Raw genomic sequence first — 23,549 nt, forward strand, 5'->3', positions numbered from 1 at the left:
AGTTCGCCTCTCACTCCAGCCCGAACACGGCCAGGTAGCCGCGTGCGATCGGTTCACCGAACAGGATGCCCAGCCACGCTCCTGCCAGCATCCACGGCCCGAAGGGAATTCCCGTGGTGCGACGCGCCCGACGGGCGAGGATGAGGATCACTCCGTAGAGGCCGCCGAGCAGGAATGCGGCGAGCGCGCCCACCGCGAGGGCCTCCCACCCGAACCAGCCGAGGAAGAGCCCGAGCACTCCCGCGAGCTTCACATCGCCCATGCCCATGCCGCGCGGGGCGATGAGGGCGAGCACGAGGTAGAAGGCGAAGAGGATGCCCGCTCCCGCTGCCGCGCGGGCGAGGCTCACGAGGTCTCCGGTCGAGATCGCCGCCACGGTGAGCGTCACCCCACCGACAAGGTACGTCGGCAGCACGATGCTGTTGGGCAGCCGGTGGACATCGAGATCGATCGCGGCGAGGGCGATCGAGACGGCGGCGAGGTACAGGAGCGCCAGGAGCACGACGAGCTCGGCGATGAGGGGCAACACCGCCGTGCCGATCACGAGCTGCGGGCCGAGCATCGCGGCGACGACCACGAACGCGGCGGCCGTTCCCAGCTCGACGAGCGGGTACCGCGCAGAGATCGGCGCACCGCAGTCGCGGCACTTCGCCCGCAGCACGAGCCACGAGAGCACGGGCACGTTGTCATAGGCGCGCACCGGGGAGGAGCACACCGGGCACGCACTCGGGGGGCGCACGACCGAGAGCCCCGCGGGCACGCGGTGGATCACGACGTTGAGGAAGGAGCCGACGACCGCGCCGAGCACCCCGGCGAGCGCCGGCAGGAGAACCGCCATGACGCCCTAGGAGCCCGCCGCGGCGAGGTCGCGGTACTCGAGCAGTTCGCCGAGGCCGCCGGCCCCGCCGCCGCCTCCGGCGCCACCGCCCGAGGGCTCGCCGCCGTCGAAGTTGTAGCCGGGAATGCCGATCGGTACGAAGGTCAGCTCGCTGTTGTTGCTGAAGTTGACGATGCCGCCGTAATAGTGGCCGCGCCACGTCAAGCGGTTGCTGTTGCGGATCGTACAGGGAGAGTAGATGAGCACAGCGACGGGCTCGGCGATGGTGTTGGTGTTGTTGACGTCGAACTGGCCGCAGCCCGAGGTCGTCGGCCGAGCATCCGGAACTGTGTCGGGCGTGATGAAGCGCAACCGACGCTCGGAGTTCGGGTCATCGGAACTCACCTCGAACTGACCGATGTTGACGGTCTTGGGCGTGATGAAGGTCAGATCGGTCTTGAGCTCGAGCTCGTACGTGCTGTACCAGATCGTGAACCCGCCCGTGCAGCCGCGCACGTCGATGACCGTCGGCGTCGTGTACTGACTGAACGCCTGTACGGCCGCAGTCTGCGAGCCGTTGCGGTCGATGTTGCACGGCCCCGAGTAGGTGACGACGTTCCACCCCTCGTCCGTCCAGTCCGACGCCCGGAAATCGACGTCCACCCAGTCGGGCACGACGGGCATCGGCAGGTCGGGCTGGTTGTAGAGCACCGGGTCCGCCCCCGAGCTGCGGGCGAGGGCGCACGCGTTGCCCGCGGCGTCCCAGCCGGTCGCGCCCGAGGAGCAGCGCTGGCCCCACGTGTTGATCGTGCCGCCGAGGTAGACGCCGCCGCCAACCGACACGCTCGGGCCGAAAGTGGACTGACCGGAGCCAACCGCGATGACGTCGCCGCCGATGACCTGGTTGTTGTTGAGCGCGACCGTGCCCGAAGCCCACACGTCGCCCTCCGCGCTGCACGTGTTGCTGAGCGTGATGTTGCCGTTCGCCGCGACGATGTCGCCCTCGATCGTCACGGAGTTGCTGCACTGGATGCTGCCCTCGCGCACCATGACGTTGGCGGAGTTGCCGTTGAGCTGCACGAGCTCGAGGTTGTTGCTGAGCCCCGGGCTGCCGTAGCTGAACACGGCGGCGCCGCTCGCCGCGGCAGAGGGGGCTCCGGGCAGCCAGTCGTAGACGACCTCGACGGCGGCCGAGTCGAGAGCGGATGAGCTCTCAGAAACACCCTCGGTGAGCGCGAACCCGGTGGACTGGATGCGCACGTGCGTCGAGGAGCCCGTCGGGCATCCCGGCGTCCACACCGCTGTCGCTCCGGCACGCTGCTCGATCTCCACGGAGTAGAACGGCTGCGCGGCGGCCGCTCCCGTGATGGTCGCGTCGATGTCTCCGTACGTCGCGTCGAGATCGCCGTCGGAGGGGCACGCGTCGGTCTCGAGAGCCGCGCGCATGGCCTCAGCACCGGCCTCCGCGGCAGCCTGAGACTGCACTCCTGCGCGCGTGAGGGAGGTGTAGCCCACGGCCTGCACGGTCGCCGACGAGATCGTGAGCGTGATGATCGAGGTTACGGCAATGAGCCCGATGACCGCGATCATGACGTTGCCGGTCTCGTCATCGTGAAGACGGCCCTGGCGCAGGCTGCGCATCATGGGAAGCATTGCGGGCTCACATTCGTCGAGGGCGCGCGGCCCGTGATAGTGGTGATGAAGAGTGAAGAGGGCCCGCTGCCGGTCTCGACCGCGTACCGCAGGCCGAGACCGCGGGCGCCCTCGGCCGCGAAGACAGGGTACTCCGTGCCGGAGCCATCGACATCGGGCACGATGCCGCCGCTCAGCGGGATCCAGTCAGCGCCGACGGAGCCGGGCTCCGGTGCCGTGATGGCGGACGAGGATGTGCGGCGGAAGATCGTGTCGATCTCGGCGTCGTAGAACCACGCCACGCACTCCGGCCCACTCGCGCCGACGACGCGGGCGACCGCGAAGCTCGAGACGCCGTCGGCCGCGGTCGACACTGCTACAGCGGTCGAGTTGCGCATGCCGCCGTCGATCACGTTCGCGACGAGTTGACCATCGGTCGTGGATGTCGTCACCGTACGCACGGTCTCGTCCGCCTGCATGGAGCTCACGAGCACCCCGCCGATGACGATGATGACGACCGACGTGAGCGCAGCGCTGATGAGCAGCTCAACGAGGGTGAAGCCCGCGTCAGTCGGACGAGGCGCGCTCACGGGGAGGTCCCCGGCAAAAAGAGGAGCGTGCGTGACTCGGCGAGCACGCTGTCGTCGGCGGCATCGCGAGCAATCACGCGCACGAGGCTCGTGGAGCGCTCGACGCACGTCGCGAGGTCAGGCACAGTCGTCACGACTTCGATGGTGACTCCCTGGGCATCGACCTCGGTGGTCGTGCCGCCGAGGATCTGCAGTGCGGCGCAAGTATCCGGCGCCTGGGCGAGCGCGCGGTCCGTGACCTGCGCGACGAGCCTCGTGGCCGTGGCGATCGTCGAGTTGGCCTCTGACGCGCGAAGACCCGAGATGAGGACGGGGATGAACGAGATCGCGATGAGAGAGATGAGGAACATCGAGATGACGATCTCGAGCAGGCCAAGGCCGCGCTCGTCGTCGACGCGCGCACTCCCTGTGTTGGTGCCCAAGAGACCCCCCTCTCTGCGATGCTGCGAACCGGTGCCCGTCTCCGTTTCTTCGGAGCGGCCCAGATACCCGTATGGGTGGGACCCCCTGAACGGGGGCCCCACCCGACGAATGGTGTGGACGACTAACCGATCGCCCTCATGGTGCTTACGGGCAAGCGTTGTTGACCGGGGAGTTGGTCGTGGAGCTGACGCTCCACGTGCCGTTTCCGCCGGTGGCCTCGAAGCAGAACGCGGCCCCCCCGGTGTCGACGGTCACGGTGCTTCCGGGCCAGCCGAAGTTCGACAGGGCCGTGGGCACGGAACCGGTGCCATCCCAGCCGGCAGGGGTCGAGACGAGATAGCTCACATAGGCGACTTTGGCGGTCGACAGGTTCGACTGCGCCTGGGCATCCTGAGCCGTGGCCTGCTGACCGAGGAACACGGGAATCGCGATGGCCGCGAGAACTCCGATGATGATGACCACGACGAGGAGCTCAATGAGGGTGAAGCCCTCGTCCTTGCTCTCGGCGAGGCGCTTGCGCTGTGCAGCAAGTGCGGTGTTGATGGACATGTGTCCGTTTCCTTTCCTATCAAACGATGATTGACAGGTGGGCCCCCCACGGAACATGAAACTGGCCCCCCACAGGTAATGGTGGTTCATGTGGCTCACCGTGCATATCCCCTCTACGGGGGTGATCAAGCATCCCGGCGCCCCCAGTGCGGGGGGGGGGGGGGGGGGGCACCGCCTTACTGGACCTGATTGAAGATGTCGAAGATGGGCAGGTAGAGCGCCACGATCATGCCGCCGAGCACGACGCCGAGGAAGGCGATCATGAGGGGCTCGATGAGGGACGTGAGCGACTCGGTCGTCGTCTGCACCTCGGCATCGTAGAAGTCGGCGATCTTCTCCAGCATGGTCTCGAGCGCACCCGAGTCCTCCCCGACCGCGATCATCTGCGTCACCATGGGCGGGAAGATGGGCTCGTTCGCGAGTGGGCCCGCGATCGAGCGCCCCTGGCGCACCGAGTCCTGCACGGAGTTCACCGCCTGCTCGACCTGCCAGTTGCCCGATGTCGAGCCGATGATGGAGAGCGCCTGCAGGATGGGCACGCCCGCGCCGATCATCATGCCGAAGTTGCGCGTGAAGCGCGCGATCGCGATCTTCTTGAAGAGGTCGCCGAAGACAGGCATCTTGAGCAGCAGCGGCTCGTAGATGGACCGGAACTTGGGGGTATGCCGGTTGGCGCGCCACCAGATCGAACCGGCGATGCCGAGCACGATCGCCACGGGCCCGATCCACACCATGTTCTCGGAGATCACCACGAGGATCTGCGTCGGCAGCGGGAGCGTGCCCCCGAGGTCGCTGAAGAGGTCGTCGAAGACGGGCACGATGAACACGATCATGCCGACGACGGCGAGCACCGCCATGATGAGCACGACGACGGGGTAGGTCAGGGCCGACTTGATCGTCGCCTTGAGCTCGACCTCCTTCTCGAAGTTCTTCGCGACCGACTCGAGCGATGTCTCGAGGAAGCCGCCGACCTCGCCCGCGCGCACGAGGTTGACGAAGATCGGCGGGAAGGCCTTGGGGTGCTTCGCGAGGCTGTCGGAGAACGTACTGCCCTCCTCGACCGCCGAGCGCACCTCGTCGAGGGTCTCGGCGAGCTTGGGGTTCTCCGACTGCCCCGCCAGGATGGTGAGGGCCTTGAGCAGCGGGAGACCCGCGCTGATCATCGTCGCCATCTGTCGGCTCATGACGGCGAGATCTTTGAGCGTGATCTTCTTGTCGAAGAGTCCCCCCAGCGAGATGTCGCGATTGAGGCCGGCGCCGGCCGCGACCTGCTGGATCGAGACGGGTGCGATACCCATGGTGCGCAATCGTGCGACGACCGAGGTCTCGCTCGGAGCATCCACCCGGCCCTTGACGGTCTTGCCGCTCGCATCGCGGCCGGTGTACGCGTAGGTGAGGGCGCTCGCCATCAGTAGCTCCTGGGGGTCGAGGCGGCCATGGCGCTCGCGGCGCCACCGCCCATGGGTGCGGCCTGGCGGTGGACGAGGCGGTTGAAGTTCTCCGGGTCCTGCATCTTCGCGTGCGCGGCCTCATGGGTCACCATGTGGCTGTTCACGAGATCGGCGAGGTGCTGGTCCATGGTGTGCATGCCTGCCTCGCGCCCCGCCTGCAGCGCCGAGGTGATCTGGTATGTCTTGCCCTCGCGGATGAGGTTGGCGATCGCGCCCGTCGTCATCATGATCTCGGTCGCGATGATGCGGCCCTTGCCGGTCGCGCGGGGCAGGAGCGTCTGGCAGACGACGCCCTGCAGCGTGAGAGCGAGCTGCGAGCGCACCTGGCCCTGCTGGTGCGGAGGGAAGACGTCGATGATGCGGTCGATCGTCTGCGCCGCGGACTGCGTGTGCAGCGTTGCGAAGACGAGGTGGCCGGTCTCGGCGGCCGTGAGCGCCGTCGACACGGTCTCGAGGTCGCGCAGCTCGCCGATGAGGATGACGTCGGGGTCCTGCCGCAGCACGCGCTTGAGGGCGTCGGCGAAGGAGTGCGTGTCGGCGCCGACCTCTCGCTGGTTGACGAGAGCGCGCTGATTGGCATGCACGAACTCGATCGGGTCCTCGATCGTCACGATGTGCTCGGCGCGCGTCTTGTTGACGAGGTCGATGAGGGCCGCGAGCGTCGTCGACTTTCCCGAGCCGGTCGGTCCCGTGACGAGCACGAGGCCGCGCGGCAGGGTGGCGAATCGCCCCACGACCGAGGGCACACCGAGCTGCTTGAGCGACTTGATCTCGGTGGGGATGAGGCGGAAGGCGCCGGCGAGGGAGTCGCGCTCACGGTAGAAGTTCGTGCGGAAGCGATCCTCGCCACGCGGGCTGATCGCGAAGTCGAGCTCCCACTGCTCGTCGAAGGCCTCGCGCTGGCGATCGCTCATGACGCTGCCGAGAACGGCGTCGACCGTGGCCTTGTCCCAGACCTCCGCGCCCGTGACGGGTGTGAGTTCGCCGTCGATGCGCGCCATCGGCCGCGCGTTCGCGGCAATGTGCAGGTCGGAGCCCCCCCGCGCGATGAGGTCGTCGAGCGCGTGCAGAAGAAGAGGGTGGATGCCCGGCATCGCCGTGCCGAGACCCGCAACGGGCGGCGGCGCATCGTAGGCGGCCTGTGCGGGAGGCGCGGCGTCGATGCCCTGGCCGCGCAGCGGCGGGGCTGCGGACGACGCCATCGGGCTGCTGACGGGAGGCGGCGCGGCAACCGGCTGCTGCCCGACGGGCGGAGGCGGAGGAAGGTGCGGGGTGCCTGTCGCGACGTCCGGGATCGCGTGCACGGCGGCCGCGGTGGGCGGCGCGAAGGGCGCGCTCAACCCCGCGACCGGCTCGCCGCTCGGCGCAGCGGTGTGGTCGGTGATCGGCCCTGCGGACTCGTCGGTCACCGACCACACCTTGCGCGGCGCCGTGGCGCCCTCCCCCGTTCCCCCGAAGCCGTTGGCCTCCGTCATGCTGTCTCCCCCGTGTTGATCCGGTGCGTACCGGCAGTGTGTGGTGTCGCCGCGCCCGCTCAGGCGACGACGCGCAGGATCTCCTCGATCGAGGTGAGCCCCGCGCGCACCTTCGCCCAGCCGTCCTGGCGGAGGGTGAGCATGCCCTGCGAGACCGCAAGCCTCATGATCTCGGCACTCGAGGCGCGCGCGACGGCGAGGCGCTCGATGTCCTCCGTGACGGTCATCACCTCGTGGATGGCCATGCGACCGCGATACCCGGTGCCGGAGCAGGCCGAGCAGCCGACGGCGTGGTAGAACCGCGGACTCGTCTCGTCCTCGCGGCGGCCGAAGCCGAGGTGGTCGAGGTGCGCGAGGTCGTACTCCTGCAGTTGCTTGCAGCGGTCGCACAGCCGCCTCGCGAGGCGCTGGGCGACCACGCAGTCGAGCGCCGAGCCGACGAGGAACGGCTCGATGTCCATCTCGATGAGGCGCGTGATCGAGCTCGGGGCGTCGTTCGTGTGCAGGGTCGACAGCACGAGGTGTCCCGTGAGCGAGGCTTCAATCGCGATCTGGGCGGTCTCCTGGTCGCGGATCTCACCCAGGAGCACGACGTCGGGGTCGGAGCGCAGGATGCTGCGCAGCGCGCTCGCGAAGGTCAGACCCGCCTTGGGGTTCACCTGCACCTGGTTGATGCCCGCCATGCGGTACTCGACCGGATCCTCGACCGTGATGACGTTGATCTCCGGGCGGGAGACGGCGTGCAGAGTCGTGTAGAGCGTCGTGGACTTTCCCGACCCGGTCGGCCCGGTGACGAGGATCATGCCGTACGGCTTGGTGTACGAGTTGCGGAACGCGGTCAGGTTGCCCTCCAGCATCCCGAGATCGCCGATATCGCGCGTCGTCGCATTGTTGTCCAGGATGCGCATGACGACCTTCTCGCCGTACACGGTCGGCAGGGTCGCGACACGGAGGTCTACGACCTTGCCGCCGTGCTGCACCGACATACGGCCGTCCTGCGGGCGGCGGCGCTCGGCGATGTTGATGTCGCTCATGATCTTGAGCCGAGAGATGACGCCGTTCTGGATGTTCTTCGGGGCCTGCTGCACATCGTGCAGCACACCGTCGATGCGGTAGCGCACGCGCATCTCGAACTCGCCGGGCTCGATGTGGATGTCGGAGGCGAGATCTTGAATCGCCTGCCCGATGATGAGGTTGACGAAGCGCACGATGGGAGCGTCGTCGGGGTCGGCCTCCCGCACGGCCACCTGATCGGAGGGCGTGGGAGCGATCTCCTCCTCGATCGCCGTCGTGAGGTCGCTGAGCTCGCCGTCGGCACGGTGGAAGCGATTGATCGCCGCCTCGAGGTCGCCCTTCTCGGCGACGACGGGCGCGACCTGCATGCGCGTGAGGGCTCGCACGTCGTCCATGGCGAGCACATCGCGGGGGTCGACCATCGCGAGCGTGATCGTCGTCGCGGTCGCGTGGACGGGCAGCACGTGATGGCGGCGGCACAGCTGCGCTGGCACCATCGCGACGGCCGTACGGTCGACCGGATACTCGGAGAGCTCGACGAACGACAGCCCGGCGACCTCGGCTCGCGCGGACGCGACCTGGGCCGCGCTCACGAGACCGCGGTCGACGAACTCGCCGACGAGCACCTCGTCGTCGCCGGGATCGTGCACCTGGTCGAGCGATTCGATCGGGACGAGTCCGCGAATGATCAGCACTTCGGTGACAGAAACCACAGCAGAACCTCCCCCCTGGACGCGCCCGGCCACCGGCCGAATGCATGGACTGCTTCTCGGTCACGGTACGACACGCCGTGCGCTCGACAATAGTCCCGCGTTCGGGGGTAGTCCACACCCGTCACAGGAATAACATTCGCCCCAGGAACACCGCAGGGCCCGCACCGTATTCGGTGCGGGCCCTGCGAGCGCTTGGCGGTGGGTCTGACCCCGCCTCGCTATCGGTGCTGGCTAGCTGTAGGTGCCGGGCGTCGGCTCGTCGCTCGAGAACGAGTCGAAGTCGACGAACGACAGGTCGGCCTCGGTGAAGCTCGAGTCGTCGGCGAAGATGCGGTTCGGGTAGCGCTCCGACTTCGCCTCCTCCGTCGCCTCGACCGACACGTTGCGGTACGCGGGCAGGCCGGTACCGGCCGGGATGAGCTTTCCGATGATGACGTTCTCCTTGAGGCCCAGCAGGGGGTCGCGCTTTCCCTGCATGGCGGCCTCGGTGAGCACGCGCGTCGTCTCCTGGAAGGAGGCGGCCGAGAGCCACGACTCGGTGGCCAGCGAGGCCTTCGTGATGCCCATGACCTCCTGTCGCGCGGACGCCGTCTTCTTGGACTCGGAGAGCGCAGCCCGGTTGAGGGAGTTGTACTTCGAGCGGTCGACGAGCTCACCGGGCAGCAGTTCGGTCTCACCGTGGTCGACCACGGTGACCTTGCGCAGCATCTGGCGCACGATGACCTCGATGTGCTTGTCGTGGATCGGCACACCCTGCGAGCGGTACGCACCCTGCACGCCCTCGACGAGGTGCTGCTGAACAGCACGCACACCCTTGACCCTCAGGACCTCCTTCGGGTCCACCGGACCCTCGAAGAACTGGTGGCCGAGCTCGACGTGCTGACCGTCCTCGACGAGCAACGAGACGCGCTTCGACACGACGACAGCGACAGGCTCGTCGCCGTTGTCGGGCGTCAGCACGATGCGGCGCTGCTTCTCGGTCTCCTCGATCGTGATGCGACCGGCGCTCTCCGCGATCGGGCTCGCGCCCTTCGGGGTGCGGGCCTCGAAGAGCTCCGTCACGCGGGGCAGACCCTGCGTGATGTCGTCCGCTCCCGCCGAGCCACCCGTGTGGAAGGTGCGCATCGTGAGCTGCGTGCCGGGCTCACCGATCGACTGGGCCGCGATGATGCCCACGGCCTCACCCAGGTCCACGCGCGTGCCCGTGGCCATGGACCGGCCGTAGCAGGATGCGCACACCCCGACTGCCGACTCGCAGGTCAGGACCGAGCGCACCTTGATCTCAGCGACACCCGCATCGACGAGAGCAGTGATCTGCACGTCGCCGACATCGGATCCCGCCTCGAGCACGACGGCGCCCTTGGCGTCGACGGCGTCAGCAGCGAGGGTGCGGGCGAACACGAGGTTCTCGACGTTGTCGTCGCGCACCCAGGCACCATCCACCTCGTGGGCGATCGGGAAGTCGAGGCCCTTGGACGTGCCGCAGTCCTCCTCGCGGATGATGACGTCCTGCGCGACGTCGACGAGTCGACGAGTCAGGTATCCCGAGTCCGCCGTGCGCAGCGCGGTGTCGGCGAGACCCTTGCGTGCACCGTGGGTGGCGATGAAGTACTCCGCCACCGAGAGGCCCTCGCGGTACGAGTTGATGATCGGGCGCGCGATGATCTCACCACGAGGGTTCGACACGAGCCCGCGCATCCCGGCGATGTTTCCGACCTGCAGCCAGTTACCGCGGGCACCGGAGGTGACCATGCGGTTGATGGTGTTGTCGAGCGGGATGTTCGCGCGCATCTCGGTGTTGACCTCCTTGGTCGCCTCCGTCCACAGCGCGACCAGCTCGGCGCGGCGCTCGTCATCGGTCGTCAGACCCTTGTCGAACTGACCCTGGATCTTCGCCGCGCGAGCTTCGTAGGTCGCCACGATCTCCTTCTTGCGCGGCGGCGTGAGCACGTCGCTCAGCGCGACCGTGACTCCCGAGCGCGTCGCCCAGTAAAAGCCGGCATCCTTCATCTTGTCGAGCGTCGCCGCGACGACCGTCTTCGGGTAGCGCTCAGCCAGGTTGTTGACGATCTGGCTGATCGTGCCCTTGTCGGCGACATCGGCGATGAACGGGTAGTCCTCCGGCATGAGCTCGTTGAAGAGGGCGCGACCGAGCGTCGTCTCCTTGAGCTGGCGCCCGCCGTACTTCTGACCCTCGAGGCGGATGCGGATCTTCGCGTTGAGGTGCAGCGAGCCCTGATCCATAGCCATGATCGCCTCGGGGATCGTCGAGAAGGCACGACCCTCGCCCTCGGCGCCTTCGCGCTCGGTCGTGAGGTGGTGCAGGCCGATGATCATGTCCTGCGTCGGCACCGTCACCGGGCGACCGTCGGAGGGCTTGAGGATGTTGTTCGAGGCGAGCATGAGAATGCGCGCCTCGGCCTGCGCCTCGACCGACAGCGGAAGGTGGACGGCCATCTGGTCGCCGTCGAAGTCGGCGTTGAACGCCGCGCAGACGAGCGGGTGCAGCTGGATCGCCTTGCCCTCGATGAGCTGCGGCTCGAACGCCTGGATGCCCAGACGGTGCAGCGTGGGCGCGCGGTTGAGGAGCACGGGGCGCTCGCGGATGATCTCCTCGAGCACCTCCCACACCTGCGGCCGCGAGCGCTCGACCATGCGCTTGGCGCTCTTGATGTTCTGAGCGTGGCCCAGATCGATGAGGCGCTTGATGACGAAGGGCTTGAAGAGCTCGAGCGCCATGATCTTCGGCAGGCCGCACTGGTGCAGCTTGAGCTGCGGGCCGACCACGATGACCGAACGGCCCGAGTAGTCGACGCGCTTGCCGAGCAGGTTCTGGCGGAACCGGCCCTGCTTGCCCTTGAGCATGTCGCTGAGCGACTTGAGCGCGCGGTTGCCCGTGCCCGTGACGGGCCGGCCGCGACGACCGTTGTCGAACAGCGCGTCCACGGCCTCCTGCAGCATGCGCTTCTCGTTGTTCACGATGATCTCGGGAGCCCCGAGGTCGAGCAGGCGGCGCAGTCGGTTGTTGCGGTTGATCACGCGCCGGTAGAGGTCATTGAGGTCGGAGGTCGCGAAACGGCCACCGTCGAGCTGCACCATCGGGCGCAGCTCCGGCGGGATGACCGGGACGACGTCGAGCACCATCGCGGCGGGCGAGTTGCCCGTCTGCAGGAACGAGTTCACGACCTTGAGTCGCTTGATCGCACGGATCTTCTTCTGGCCCTTGCCGGCGGCGATCTGCTCGTGGAGCTGCTCGCTCTCGGTAGCCAGGTCGAAGGCCTCGAGGCGCTTCTGGATCGCCTCAGCGCCCATGTAGGCCTCGAAGTACAGGCCGAAGCGGTCCTGCAGCTCCTGGAAGACGGCGTCCTCGGGCTTGAGGTCGCCGACCTTGAGGGTGCGGAAGTCCTCCCAGACGCGCTCGAGCTGACCGATCTGCTCGTCGAAGGACTTGCGCAGCTGCGCCATCTCCTTCTCGCCGGCGTCCTTGGTCTTGCGCTTCTGGTCGGCCTTGGCGCCCTCGGCCTCGAGCTCGGCGAGCTCGGTCTCGAGCTTCTGCATGCGCGAGGCGATACCGCTGTCGCGCTGGTCCTCGAGCGTCTTGATCTCGAGGCGCAGCTCGTTCTCGAGCCCGGGGAGGTCGGCGTGACGACCTTCCTCGTCGACCGAGATCACCATGTAGGCGGCGAAGTAGATGACCTTCTCGAGGTCCTTCGGCGCCATGTCGAGCAGGTAGCCGAGCCGGCTCGGCACACCCTTGAAGTACCAGATGTGCGTGACCGGGGCGGCGAGCTCGATGTGGCCCATGCGCTCGCGGCGCACCGAGGACTTCGTGACCTCGACGCCGCAGCGCTCGCACACGATGCCCTTGAAGCGCACCCGCTTGTACTTGCCGCACGAGCACTCCCAGTCGCGCGAGGGCCCGAAGATCTGCTCGCCGAACAGGCCGTCCTTCTCAGGCTTGAGCGTGCGGTAGTTGATGGTCTCCGGCTTCTTGACCTCGCCGTGCGACCACTTGCGGATGTTCTCGGCGGTAGCCAGGCCGATCTGGAGGTAGTCGAAAGTTGTTGCGTCGAGCACGTTTCTTCTCTTCTCTAAACGTCGTCAGATACTCGTGGGCGAGAGCGGCTTAGATCTCGTCGATCGTCGACGACTCGAAGCGGCTGGAGATGTTGATGCCGAGCTCTTCCGCAGCGCGGTAGACCTCGTCATCGGTGTCCTTGAGGCTCACCGCGGTGCCGTCGGCCGAGAGGACCTCGACGTTCAGGCACAGCGACTGCATCTCCTTGATGAGCACCTTGAAGCTCTCGGGAATACCCGGCTCCTGGATGTTCTCGCCCTTGACGATGGACTCGTACACCTTCACGCGGCCCAGGATGTCGTCGGACTTGATGGTGAGGATCTCCTGCAGCGCGTACGCCGCGCCGTAGGCCTCGAGAGCCCACACCTCCATCTCGCCGAAGCGCTGGCCACCGAACTGCGCCTTGCCACCGAGCGGCTGCTGGGTGATCATCGAGTACGGGCCCGTCGAGCGCGCGTGGATCTTGTCGTCGATGAGGTGGTGCAGCTTGAGGATGTACATGTAGCCGACCGAGATCGGGGCGGGGAACGGCTCGCCGGAGCGGCCGTCGAACAGCCGCGCCTTGCCCGAGGAGTCGATCATGCGCACACCGTCGCGGTTCGGGAGCGTGGAATCGAGCAGCCCCGCGATCTCGTCCTCGCGCGCGCCGTCGAACACCGGCGTGGCGATCTTGGTGCCGGGGGCCGCTTCCCGCGCGTTGGCGGGAACACCCTCGGCCCAGTTCGGGCTGCCCTCGATCTTCCAGCCGCGCGATGCCGCCCAGCCCATGTGGATCTCGAGCACCTGGCCGAAGTTCATGCGGCCGGGGACACCGAGCGGGTTGAGCACGATGTCGACCGGCGTGCCGTCCTCGAGGAACGGCATGTCCTCGACGGGGAGGATCTTCGAGATGACGCCCTTGTTGCCGTGGCGGCCGGAGAGCTTGTCGCCCTCGGAGATCTTGCGCTTCTGGGCGATGAACACGACGACGCGCTGGTTGACGCCCGAGCCGAGCTCGTCGTCGCCCTCCTCGGCGTCGAAGACCTTGACGCCGATGACGGTGCCCTGCTCGCCGTGGGGCACCTTGAGCGAGGTGTCGCGCACCTCGCGCGACTTCTCGTTGAAGATCGCGCGCAGCAGGCGCTCCTCGGCGCTCAGCTCGGTCTCGCCCTTCGGCGTGACCTTGCCGACGAGGATGTCGCCGGGCGCCACCTCGGCACCGATGCGGATGATGCCGCGCTCGTCGAGGTCGGCCAGCAGCTCGGGGCTCACGTTCGGCAGGTCGCGCGTGATCTCCTCCTTGCCCAGCTTCGTGTCGCGAGCGTCGACCTCGTACTCCTCGATGTGGATCGAGGAGAGGGTGTCGTCCTTCACCAGGTTCTGGCTGAGGATGATGGCGTCCTCGAAGTTGTAGCCCTCCCACGACATGAACGCCACGAGGAGGTTCTTGCCGAGCGCGAGCTCGCCGTTCTCGGTCGCGGGGCCATCGGCGATGACCTCGCCGACCTCGACGCGGTCGCCCGCGTTGACGACGACGCGGTGGTTGTAGTTCGTGCCCTGGTTGGAGCGGTCGAACTTGCGCAGGTAGTACTCCTGCGTTCCCCCCTCGTCGAGCTGCACGGTCACGGCGTCGGCCGAGACCTCGGTCACGACTCCCGCACCCGTGGCGGTGATGACGTCACCGGCGTCGACGGCGGCGTAGCTCTCCATGCCGGTGCCGACGAGCGGCGACTCCGAGCGCAGCAGCGGGACGGCCTGACGCTGCATGTTCGCGCCCATGAGCGCGCGGTTCGCATCGTCGTGCTCGAGGAACGGGATGAGCGACGTCGCGACCGACACCATCTGGCGCGGCGAGACATCCATGTAGTCGACGGTGCTCGCGGGCACGAGCTCGACCTCGCCGCCCTTCTTGCGCACGAGGACGCGGTCGTCCGCGAAGGAGCCATCGCTGTTCAGAGGAGCACCGGCCTGGGCGACGACGAAGTCGTCCTCGTCGCTCGCGGTCAGGTAGTCGATCGTCGCGGTGACCTTGCCCTTGGCCTTGTCGACCCGGCGGTACGGCGTCTCGATGAAGCCGAACGCGTTGATGCGGGCGAACGAGGCGAGGGAGCCGATGAGGCCGATGTTCGGGCCTTCCGGCGTCTCGATCGGGCACATGCGGCCGTAGTGGCTGGGGTGCACGTCGCGCACCTCGACACCCGCGCGCTCGCGGGAGAGCCCGCCCGGGCCGAGCGCCGACAGGCGGCGCTTGTGGGTCAGGCCCGCCAGCGGGTTGTTCTGGTCCATGAACTGGCTAAGCTGCGAGGTGCCGAAGAACTCCTTGATCGCGGCCACGACGGGGCGCACGTTGATCAGGGTCTGCGGCGTGATCGCCTCGATGTCCTGCGTCGTCATGCGCTCGCGCACGACGCGCTCCATGCGGCTCAGGCCCGTGCGGACCTGGTTCTGGATGAGCTCGCCGACGGCGCGGATGCGACGGTTGCCGAAGTGGTCGATGTCGTCCACGTCGAGTCGGAGGTCGACGGCCTTGCCGCTGCGGCGGCCCGCGATCGTCTCGCGACCCTCGTGCAGCGACACCATGTACTTGATGGTCGCGACGATGTCGTCGACGCTCAGCACCGAGTCGGCGAGAGGAGCCTCGACACCGAGCTTGCGGTTGATCTTGTAGCGGCCGACCTTCGCGAGGTCGTAGCGCTTGGGGTTGAAGTAGAAGTTGTCGAGGAGCGCGCGTGCGGCCTCGGCGGCAACCTGCTCGCCCGGGCGCAGCTTGCGGTAGATGTCCTTGAGCGCCTCTTCCTTCGTGAGGACGGCATCCTTCTCGAGAGTCTGCTCGATCGAGTCGAACCCGGCGAAGTGCTCGCGGATCTCCTCGGTCGTGAGGCCGAGCGCCTTGAGGAAGACTGTGACCGACTGCTTGCGCTTGCGGTCGATGCGCACGCCGACCTGATCGCGCTTGTCGACCTCGAACTCGAGCCACGCACCGCGCGAGGGGATGATGCGCGCCGTGTAGACGTCCTTGTCGGTGACCTTGTCGAGCGAGCGCTCGAAGTAGACGCCGGGGCTGCGCACGAGCTGCGACACGACGACGCGCTCGGTGCCGTTGATGATGAACGTGCCCTTCTCGGTCATGAGCGGGAAATCGCCCATGAACACGGTCTGGGTCTTGATCTCACCGGTCATGTGGTTCATGAACTCGGCCTCGACGTAGAGCGGGGCCGCGTAGGTCTTGCCGCGCTCCTTGCACTCGTCGATCGAGTACTTCTGCTCTTCGAGGTAGGGGTTCGTGAACGAGAGCTGCATGGTCTCGCCGAGGTCCTCGATGGGGGAGATCTCCTCGAAGATCTCCTCGAGCCCGCTGCGGGCGGGCACATCGGTGCGACCGGCGGCCTCGGCCTCGGCGAGGCGGGCCTTCCAGGCGTCGGAGCCGACGAGCCAGTCGAAGCTCTCGGTCTGCAGTGCCAGCAGATCGGGAACGGTCAGCGTGTCGCTGACCTTGGCGAATGACAGCCGCGAGGCGGTGCGGCCGTTCTTGGGAGAGTTGTTCGAGCGTGCAGTGCGCGCAGCAGCCAAGGATCTAACCTCCGTGGGCCCCTCGAAGAGGCCCCAAGTCCTGTCGGGCGATGACAGATGATTTTCGGTCGAGTGAACGCGCCACGATTCGTGGGGATCTGCGAAGAATGAGATCCGCCCCGCCGCTATACTCGGGGCACCTCAGCCATCCGCCATATGACGGCTGAAAGACACGGTGAGCGCAAACCTCAATACTAGGTGCCCCCTGCCCACTGTGTCCAGTCCCGTTCCTTGACCAGACGCGGGCGCTGCGCTATAAGCGCTGGAGGATTCCTCAGATTCCCTCGCTGGGCGAGCGGAACGGGGATGTGCCACGCTTGCGAGCATGATGAGCGCGCGCGATACGGGGGCAGTCGAGATGCGCCTGCCGAGCGGCCTTCTCGCGCGCATCGAGCTGGACCGCTGGGACGCCGGCAGCTACCAGCTCGTCGTGGACGGCACGCCGCAGTCGCACGTCGACCTCGACGACCCGAGCCGCCTGTTCTTCGAGTACGTGCAGCGCATCGGCCACGTCATCGACGAGTGGGGAGACCCCGGCGAGCCGCTCACCGCCGTGCATCTCGGGGCGGGTGCGCTCACCCTGCCCCGCTACATCCACGCCACGCGCCCCGGTTCTCGCCAGCAGGTCATCGAGCTCGACGAGGAGCTCGTGGGCTTCGTGCGCGAGCACCTGCCCCTTCCCCGGCAGTCGGGCATCCGGCTGCGCTACGGGGATGCTCGAGCGACGCTCGCGCGGCTGCCGACCGCTCTGCGCGGCGCGGTCGACATCGTCGTGGTCGACGTGTTCAGCGGTGCGCGCATTCCCGCCCACGTCACGAGTGTCGAGTTCTACGAGGAGCTGCGCGCCTTCCTGGCCCCCGGGGGCATCGTCGCCGTCAACATCGCCGACGGCCCCGGCCTCGCCTTCGCCCGCAGCCAGGCCGCCACGCTGCAGTACGTCTTCGCCGATGTCGCGATTCTCGCCGAGACGGGAGTGCTCAAGAGCCGCCGGTTCGGCAACGTCGTCATGGCGGCGGGTGCCGACTCGCTGCCGCTCGACTGGATGCCCCGCCTCATGGCGCGCGGCCCGCATCCCGCCACGGTCACGAGCGGGAAGGATCTGACCGCCTGGGTCGCCGGAGCACCGATCACGACCGACGCCACCGCCGTCGCCTCTCCCGCGCCCTCGAGTGGTCTGTTCACCACCCGGCGCTAGGCACGGCGGAAGGAGCTGAGCAGTCAGGAGCGAGGCGGGTCGGCCGCGACGATCGCGGGTCGCAGTCGCTCGATCGCGCGCACGACCGCGCTCGCATCGGGGCCGTCGACGGCCGCATCGTCGAGCACTCCGCGCAGGACGACGAGGAAGGCGTCCATGTCGTCCGCGGTCAGGCCGAGCGGCTGGTGGGCCTCCCGCATGCTGCGGCCCTCATATTCCTCGGGGCCGTCGAGGATGACCGTGAGGTAGGCCGCGCGATGCTGCTGGAGCACGTCGAGGTTGAGCTCGGCGAAGGCCGGCCCGAGCCGGGGGTCGTCGAGCAGGCGCCGGGAGAGCTCGTCGACGAGCTGCTCGACGGCGGCAGCGCCGCCCAGACGGTGGTACAGGGTCATCGTGACCTCCCCTCAGGTGTCGTCGCGAGCGTACACGGCTGCGCAGACGTCACACACCGAGCGCCCAGCCACGCCCTCCAGTCTGGGGATACCGGAGAATGGGGAGGACGCGCATGGGACGGCGCTCGACACCGACCGCGATCCTGGCGGCGACTCTTCTCGTCCTTACGGGCTGCGCTCCGGCCGGCCCAGAGTTCCTGCCCGTGCCGAGCGGCCAGCCCGTGCCGACCCCGACCGGCGAGTTCGGCGGCCCTGGGAGCAGCGGCACTGGGGGCGGCCTCACCGACGAGCGCGGCCCGCTGCGCCCCGCGGGAGAGCCCGACTCGGTGATCTCCGGCCTCTCCGCGCCATGGTCGGTCGTGCCGCTGCCCGTGGGGTCGACTCTCGTGAGCGAGCGCGACACCGCGCGGGTGCTCGAGCACACCCCGAGCGGCGACGTGCGCGTCGTCGGCACGGTGCCGGGCGTCGTGCCCGGCGGTGAGGGCGGGCTGCTCGGCCTCGCCGCGCACGACACAGGCACGCCGTACCTCTATACCTACTTCACGAGCGGCTCCGACAACCGCATCGTGCGGTTCGAGCTGCTCGGCGAGCCCGGGGGCTACGAGCTCGGAGCGAGCGAGGACGTGCTCACGGGCATCCCGAGATCGCGCACCCACAACGGCGGCCGCCTCGCCTTCGGCCCAGACGGGATGCTCTACGCGACGACGGGCGACGCGAGTCAGCCCGGCCTCGCGCAAGACGCCGACTCGCTCGCCGGCAAGATTCTGCGCCTCACCCCCGACGGGGCGGTGCCCGACGACAACCCGACGCCGGGCTCGTACGTCTACTCGCTCGGGCACCGCAACCCGCAGGGCCTCGCCTTCGACGCGAGCGGTCAGCTGTGGGCCGCCGAGTTCGGGCAGAACACCTGGGACGAGCTCAACCGCATCGAGCCGGGAGCGAACTACGGCTGGCCGGAGGTCGAGGGAGAGGGCGGCGGATCGGGCTTCGTCGACCCCGTGCAGCAGTGGTCGACGAGCGAGGCGAGCCCGAGCGGCCTCGGCATCGTCGGCGAGACCCTCGTGCTCGCCTCCCTCCGGGGGCAGCGTCTGTGGCTCGTCGATCTCGGCGACCCGAGCGAGAGCACGGCCGTCTACGTCGGCGAGTACGGACGTTTGCGGGATGCTCTGGCCGGGCCCGACGGATCCCTCTGGTTCCTCACCAACAACACTGACGGGCGCGGCTCGCCCCGCACTGGTGACGACCACCTCTACTCGGTGCCGCTCCTCCCCCGCGACGACTGAGTCCACAGCGTCGGGGCCGTGGGCGTCGCGGGTCTCGAGCGTCGGGCGCGCCGCCTACCATCGAGGGCGTGAGCGAGTTGGAGCGAGTGCGCGTGTGGGCCGAGGCCCTCATACGCCTGCACCTCGACGGTTCCTGGAGCTTCGCCTTCGACCGCGCGGCGCGGCGGGCGGGGCTGTGCGACTTCGCGAAGAAGCGCATCACCGTATCGCGCCACCTCGCCGAGAGGGCCGAGGACGACGTCGTGCACCAGACCCTCCTGCACGAGGTGGCGCACGCCCTCGCCGGGCCCAAGGCGGGTCACGGTCCCGAGTGGAAGCGCATCGCCGCCGAGCTCGGCTACGTCGGCGGTCGCACCCACGACCAGCCGATCGCGGAGGATCGCGCTCGCTGGCGCGGGCACTGCCCGGCCGGGCATGAGTTCGTGCGCTTCCGCCGGCCCACGCGCGATCTGGCGTGCGGCCGATGCGGGCGCGGGTTCGACCGCGCCCACCTCATTCAGTGGCGCGCGATCACTCGCTGACCTGCACGTCCTTCCAGAAGGCGACGTAGCCGCTGAAGTCGGCGCCCACGCGCTCGAACGCCGTCGGCATGGGCGTGGGGTAGCTCCACGCGCGGTCCTGGTACTTCTCCCCGTCGACGACGACCGTGAAGTACTGCGTGTCGCCCTTCCACGGGCAGTGGTACGGGGTGGGGCTCTTCTCGAGGAACTCGCTCTTGACGCTCGACGGCGGGAAGTACCAGTTGCCCTCGATCTTGAGAAGCTCGTCCTGCGACGCCTCGGCGATCACGGTGCCATTGATGTGTGCCTTCATGGTGTCCTCCCAGATGTCGGATCACGCTGCGGGGATCCGCAACGCTCCCAGCGCTGAAACGCTAGGCGGGCGGGCTGAATTCCCGCAGGATGCGCAGCTCACCGCTCTCGAGGCGCTCCCGTGCGGCCGCGACAGCCTCTGGCCCGGCCTCGCTCGCGAGCGCTCGACCGCTCACCGACGCACTGAGCATGTGGCCGACGGCTCCGCGCAACCCCGCGAAGGCGGCGGAGGCGGCAGCCGCCTCTGGGCTCGTCGCGTCGATGCCGACGGCGCCGAGCGCCTCGACGACGGCGCCGGCGAGGAGGAGGTCCTCGACCGCGAGACCCTCCGGCGCCTCGACGGGCGACCCGGCCGCGACGACGGCGACCATCGTGCGCTCGCCGCGCTCGGCCTGCAGCGCGAGCAGGCGCTGGGCGATGTCGCCGACGGAGCCCAGAGTGGCGTCGATGATCTCGAGGCGGGGAGGCAGAGCATCCACGGGGCACGCCTCGCCCACGAGCCCATCGCACCAGACGAGCAGGTGCGCAGACTCGCCGATGCGGCGAGCGCCGTCGAGACCGAGGTCGAGGCGAACCTGGTAGCGCTCCTGGGCCTCGGGGGCGGCGTCGAGTGCGGTGGTCACAGGTCGATCGTAGCGAGGTGCCGCACACTGGGCCCATGCGTGTGCGACTGAATCTGCTGCTCGACTGCCCGCCCGACGCGGCGTGGGAGGCCGTGCACTCGCCCGCGGTCTTCCAGGCGGTCTCGGGCCCGATCACCACGGCGCAGTCGCTCGAGGCGGACGGGTTTCCCGACCGCTGGGCCGACACCGAGCACCGCGTGCGGCTGCGCATGCTCGGGCTGCTGCCGATGGGAACCCAGCTCATCGCGCTGCGCGACGAGACCCGGGCCGACGGGACCCGCATCGTGCACGACGAGGGTGGGCCGCTGACGGGCGCGATGAGCATCGTCTCGCTCTGGCACCACCGCATGGCGATCAGCCCCGACCCCGCCGCGCCGGATTCACGCACACGGTTTCGTGACGCCCTCGACGTCGGCGCTGGCGTGCTGACGCCCGTCGTCTGGTTCGGGTTCTGGGTCTTCTGGCAGCTGCGGGCGCAGCAGCTGCGGCGGCTCGCGCCCGGGTGGGCGGTGCAGTTCGGACCGGCGACCTCGGCGGGCGGCAGGTCGTGAGCGCAGCATCCGCGCCCACCGGCGCCAACCCCGACCGAGTCGTGAGCGCCCTGGCCGTCGCCGACTGGCGTCGCCGCATTGCCGCGCTCTATGCCGAGCTGCGGACGGCGACCGACCTGCCCGCCGCGCACGACCATTGGCGCCGCACGCGCGATGAGCTCTTCGCCCACCACCCCGCCTCTCCCCTGCTGCCCGCCGATCGCGGGGCGTTCACCGGCCTGCGTGTGAAGCCCTACGACCCCGCGTGGCGGTTCGAGTGCGTAGTGCAGGATGCCGAACCGCTGCGCACCGAACCTGATCGGATCAGTGTCGAGACCGGCACCGACGGGGTCGTGCCGTTCGAGCGGCTCGGGCTCGTCGAGGTGCCCGGCGTCGGCTCGCTCGACGTCTGGCGGCTCGCGTCGTACGGCGGCGGCATCTTCGTTCCCGTGCGCGATGCTCTCTCGCGCGTGCCCGGCGGCACCTACGGGGGCGGGCGCTATCTGCTCGACACCGTCAAGGGCGCCGACCTCGGCGGCGGTCGCGCAGCGTGGTCTCTCGTGCTCGACCTCAACTTCGCCTTCAACCCCTCGTGCGCCTACGACGAGGCGTGGGCCTGCCCGCTCGCTCCGGCGGGCAATGTCGTCGAGGTCGAGATCCCCGTCGGTGAACGCTACGGCGACGGCCGCCTCACGCTCTGACGCCTTCCTGGACTCATCCTGAGGGCGACCTGCTACGGTTGAAGCATTGGACAGCCCATCGATGGGCTCCCAGCGTCGTAGAACGCTTCCTCTTCTCGCACATCGCGCACTGACTCGCGCGCAGCGAATCGATACTTTCTCACGGCGAACTGATTGCGGCCATCGCCGCCGTCGCCAACCATCACCCTCGTGCCCAGCACGAACACGAGCTCTTCGTGCCGTCTGACGGATCACCGTCAGATCTGGCACGAAGTGTGACTGTTGCTCCCTGCAAGCGCCCATTCGCGCCAGATCTGGGAGGGGTGGAAGACCGAAAGGCACCAACCCATGACCACCACCTTCCGCACGCTCGGCGTGCCCTACCCCCTCGTCGAGGTGCTCGAAGCACAGGGCAAGACCGAGGCCTTCCCCATTCAGGTCGACACCCTGCCCGACACCCTCGCCGGGCGCGACGTGCTCGGCCGCGGCAAGACCGGCTCGGGCAAGACCCTCGCCTTCTCGATCCCCATGGTCGCGCGCCTCGGCACGCGCCTCGCGGGCGGCCCGCGCCGCAAGGGCGCACCGCTCGGCATGGTGCTCGCGCCGACGCGCGAGCTCGCCACCCAGATCAACGCCGTGCTCGAGCCGCTCGCGAAGGCCTACGGCCTCACGACGACGACGATCTTCGGCGGCATCTCGCAGCACCGCCAGGTGCAGGCCCTGAACGCGGGCGTCGACATCATCGTCGCGTGCCCCGGCCGCCTCGAAGACCTCATGAAGCAGCGCTTCGTGACCCTCGACGCGGTCGAGATCACCGTGCTCGACGAGGCCGACCACATGGCCGATCTCGGCTTCCTGCCCGGCGTCACGCGCATCATGAAGGCGACCCCGACCGACGGTCAGCGCCTGCTGTTCAGCGCGACGCTCGACAACGGCGTGGACAAGCTCGTGAAGCAGTTCCTCCACAACCCCGCGACCCACTCGGTCGACGAAGCCAACTCGCCCGTCGCCGACATGACCCACCACGTGTTCGAGGTCAGCGGCGTCGAGGAGAAGAAGCGCCTCGTCTCGACCCTCGCCTCGGGCTCGGGCCGCCGGATCCTCTTCATGCGCACCAAGCACCAGGCGAAGAAGCTCGCCAAGCAGCTCACGGCCGACGGCATCCCCGCCGTCGACCTGCACGGCAACCTCTCGCAGCCGGCGCGTGACCGCAACCTCGCCGCCTTCGGCGACGGCAGCGTGCGCGTGCTCGTCGCCACCGACGTCGCCGCGCGCGGTGTGCACGTCGACGACATCGAGCTCGTCATCCACGTCGACCCGCCCATGGAGCACAAGGCGTACCTGCACCGCTCCGGCCGCACCGCTCGTGCGGGCGCGGCGGGCGACGTCGTCACCCTCGTGCTGCCCGAGCAGCGCCGCGACACCGCGATGCTGCTGCGCAAGGCCGCCATCCAGGTGCAGCCACAGCAGGTCACCGCGAGCTCCGAGGCCGTCACACGCCTCACGGGCGAGGTCGCGGCTCCCGTCGCCTTCGCCGACCTCCCCTCCGTGCTGCGCCCGCCCGTGCAGGGCGGCGGCCGCTCGCAGGGCGCCAACGCTCAGCGCAAGCGCGCCGGTCGCGACGGTGACGGCGGCGGTGCGAGCCGCGGCGGCCAGCGCGGCAGCTCGCGTCGGGGCGGCTCCGGTCGCACCAGCGGCGGTCGTGACGGCGCGGCGCGCACCGACGGCGGACGCTCGGCGGAC

General features: G+C 68.7%; 19 protein-coding genes. 6 read left to right on the plus strand and 13 right to left on the minus strand.

Annotated elements, in window-relative coordinates:
* Window positions 1-10: 10 nt before the first annotated feature.
* From FK219_RS10815 to rpoB, 10 genes are all read right to left on the minus strand, one after another.
* Window positions 11-838, minus strand: a complete 828-nt coding sequence (locus tag FK219_RS10815) for a prepilin peptidase (RefSeq protein WP_152582707.1) — start codon at window positions 836-838, stop codon at window positions 11-13.
* Between the two features lie 6 nt (window positions 839-844).
* Window positions 845-2,461 (minus strand): hypothetical protein, encoded by a 1,617-nt coding sequence (locus FK219_RS10820; protein ID WP_152582708.1) that lies wholly within the window; start codon window positions 2,459-2,461, stop codon window positions 845-847.
* Window positions 2,458-3,039, minus strand: a complete 582-nt coding sequence (locus tag FK219_RS10825; RefSeq protein ID WP_152582709.1) for a prepilin-type N-terminal cleavage/methylation domain-containing protein — start codon at window positions 3,037-3,039, stop codon at window positions 2,458-2,460. The genes FK219_RS10820 and FK219_RS10825 overlap by 4 nt, the downstream gene beginning before the upstream one ends.
* A complete protein-coding gene (locus FK219_RS10830) occupies window positions 3,036-3,461 on the minus strand; it encodes a type IV pilus modification PilV family protein (protein WP_152582710.1) in 426 nt (141 codons plus the stop codon). The genes FK219_RS10825 and FK219_RS10830 overlap by 4 nt, the downstream gene beginning before the upstream one ends.
* Before the next feature lie 145 nt (window positions 3,462-3,606).
* A complete protein-coding gene (locus FK219_RS10835; protein WP_152582711.1) occupies window positions 3,607-4,011 on the minus strand; it encodes a type IV pilin protein in 405 nt (134 codons plus the stop codon).
* A gap of 176 nt (window positions 4,012-4,187) precedes the next feature.
* Window positions 4,188-5,420 (minus strand): type II secretion system F family protein, encoded by a 1,233-nt coding sequence (locus FK219_RS10840; protein ID WP_152582712.1) that lies wholly within the window; start codon window positions 5,418-5,420, stop codon window positions 4,188-4,190.
* The gene (locus tag FK219_RS10845) at window positions 5,420-6,937 is read right to left on the minus strand and encodes a type IV pilus twitching motility protein PilT (protein WP_328821682.1); all 1,518 of its coding nucleotides are present in this window, start codon (window positions 6,935-6,937) and stop codon (window positions 5,420-5,422) included. The genes FK219_RS10840 and FK219_RS10845 overlap by 1 nt, the downstream gene beginning before the upstream one ends.
* A gap of 59 nt (window positions 6,938-6,996) precedes the next feature.
* Window positions 6,997-8,664: a GspE/PulE family protein gene (locus FK219_RS10850; protein WP_152582713.1), complete on the minus strand. Its 1,668-nt coding sequence runs from the start codon at window positions 8,662-8,664 to the stop codon at window positions 6,997-6,999.
* A gap of 231 nt (window positions 8,665-8,895) precedes the next feature.
* Window positions 8,896-12,741, minus strand: coding sequence for a DNA-directed RNA polymerase subunit beta' (rpoC, locus tag FK219_RS10855; RefSeq protein ID WP_152582714.1), 3,846 nt, complete (start codon window positions 12,739-12,741; stop codon window positions 8,896-8,898).
* Window positions 12,742-12,790: 49 nt separating this feature from the next.
* A complete protein-coding gene (gene rpoB, locus FK219_RS10860) occupies window positions 12,791-16,291 on the minus strand; it encodes a DNA-directed RNA polymerase subunit beta (protein WP_152582715.1) in 3,501 nt (1,166 codons plus the stop codon).
* Window positions 16,292-16,619: 328 nt separating this feature from the next.
* Between rpoB and FK219_RS10865 the strand changes: the two genes are divergently transcribed.
* Window positions 16,620-17,486: a spermidine synthase gene (locus FK219_RS10865; RefSeq protein ID WP_152582729.1), complete on the plus strand. Its 867-nt coding sequence runs from the start codon at window positions 16,620-16,622 to the stop codon at window positions 17,484-17,486.
* Window positions 17,487-17,509: 23 nt separating this feature from the next.
* On the opposite strand, the gene FK219_RS10870 is transcribed toward FK219_RS10865, so the two are convergent.
* On the minus strand, window positions 17,510-17,878 hold the full coding sequence (locus tag FK219_RS10870; RefSeq protein ID WP_152582716.1) for a group I truncated hemoglobin: 369 nt from the start codon (window positions 17,876-17,878) through the stop codon (window positions 17,510-17,512).
* A 113-nt stretch (window positions 17,879-17,991) separates the two neighbouring features.
* Between FK219_RS10870 and FK219_RS10875 the strand changes: the two genes are divergently transcribed.
* Both FK219_RS10875 and FK219_RS10880 read left to right on the plus strand, forming a co-directional pair.
* Window positions 17,992-19,161 (plus strand): PQQ-dependent sugar dehydrogenase, encoded by a 1,170-nt coding sequence (locus FK219_RS10875; RefSeq protein ID WP_235923917.1) that lies wholly within the window; start codon window positions 17,992-17,994, stop codon window positions 19,159-19,161.
* A 68-nt stretch (window positions 19,162-19,229) separates the two neighbouring features.
* Window positions 19,230-19,682, plus strand: a complete 453-nt coding sequence (locus tag FK219_RS10880) for a SprT-like domain-containing protein (protein ID WP_152582718.1) — start codon at window positions 19,230-19,232, stop codon at window positions 19,680-19,682.
* Here the strand turns inward: FK219_RS10880 and FK219_RS10885 are convergent.
* Together FK219_RS10885 and FK219_RS10890 are read right to left on the minus strand one after the other, a co-directional pair.
* Window positions 19,672-19,974: a DUF427 domain-containing protein gene (locus FK219_RS10885; RefSeq protein ID WP_152582719.1), complete on the minus strand. Its 303-nt coding sequence runs from the start codon at window positions 19,972-19,974 to the stop codon at window positions 19,672-19,674. The genes FK219_RS10880 and FK219_RS10885 overlap by 11 nt on opposite strands.
* 61 nt (window positions 19,975-20,035) lie before the next feature.
* Complete coding sequence (locus tag FK219_RS10890) at window positions 20,036-20,596, minus strand: hypothetical protein (RefSeq protein ID WP_152582720.1); 561 nt, start codon at window positions 20,594-20,596, stop codon at window positions 20,036-20,038.
* A 35-nt stretch (window positions 20,597-20,631) separates the two neighbouring features.
* Here FK219_RS10890 and FK219_RS10895 point away from each other — a divergent pair, with 35 nt between their 5' ends.
* The 3 genes from FK219_RS10895 to FK219_RS10905 all read left to right on the plus strand — a co-directional run.
* The gene (locus tag FK219_RS10895) at window positions 20,632-21,147 is read left to right on the plus strand and encodes a hypothetical protein (protein ID WP_152582721.1); all 516 of its coding nucleotides are present in this window, start codon (window positions 20,632-20,634) and stop codon (window positions 21,145-21,147) included.
* Entirely contained in the window at window positions 21,144-21,827 is a 684-nt protein-coding gene (locus FK219_RS10900) for a DUF1684 domain-containing protein (RefSeq protein WP_328821684.1), read from the plus strand. The genes FK219_RS10895 and FK219_RS10900 overlap by 4 nt, the downstream gene beginning before the upstream one ends.
* Before the next feature lie 327 nt (window positions 21,828-22,154).
* The coding region (locus FK219_RS10905; protein WP_152582722.1) for a DEAD/DEAH box helicase at window positions 22,155-23,549 on the plus strand (1,395 nt) is incomplete at its 3' end.

Source organism: Microcella pacifica (assembly GCF_009371975.2).
Taxonomy (GTDB): Bacteria; Actinomycetota; Actinomycetes; order Actinomycetales; family Microbacteriaceae; genus Microcella; species Microcella pacifica.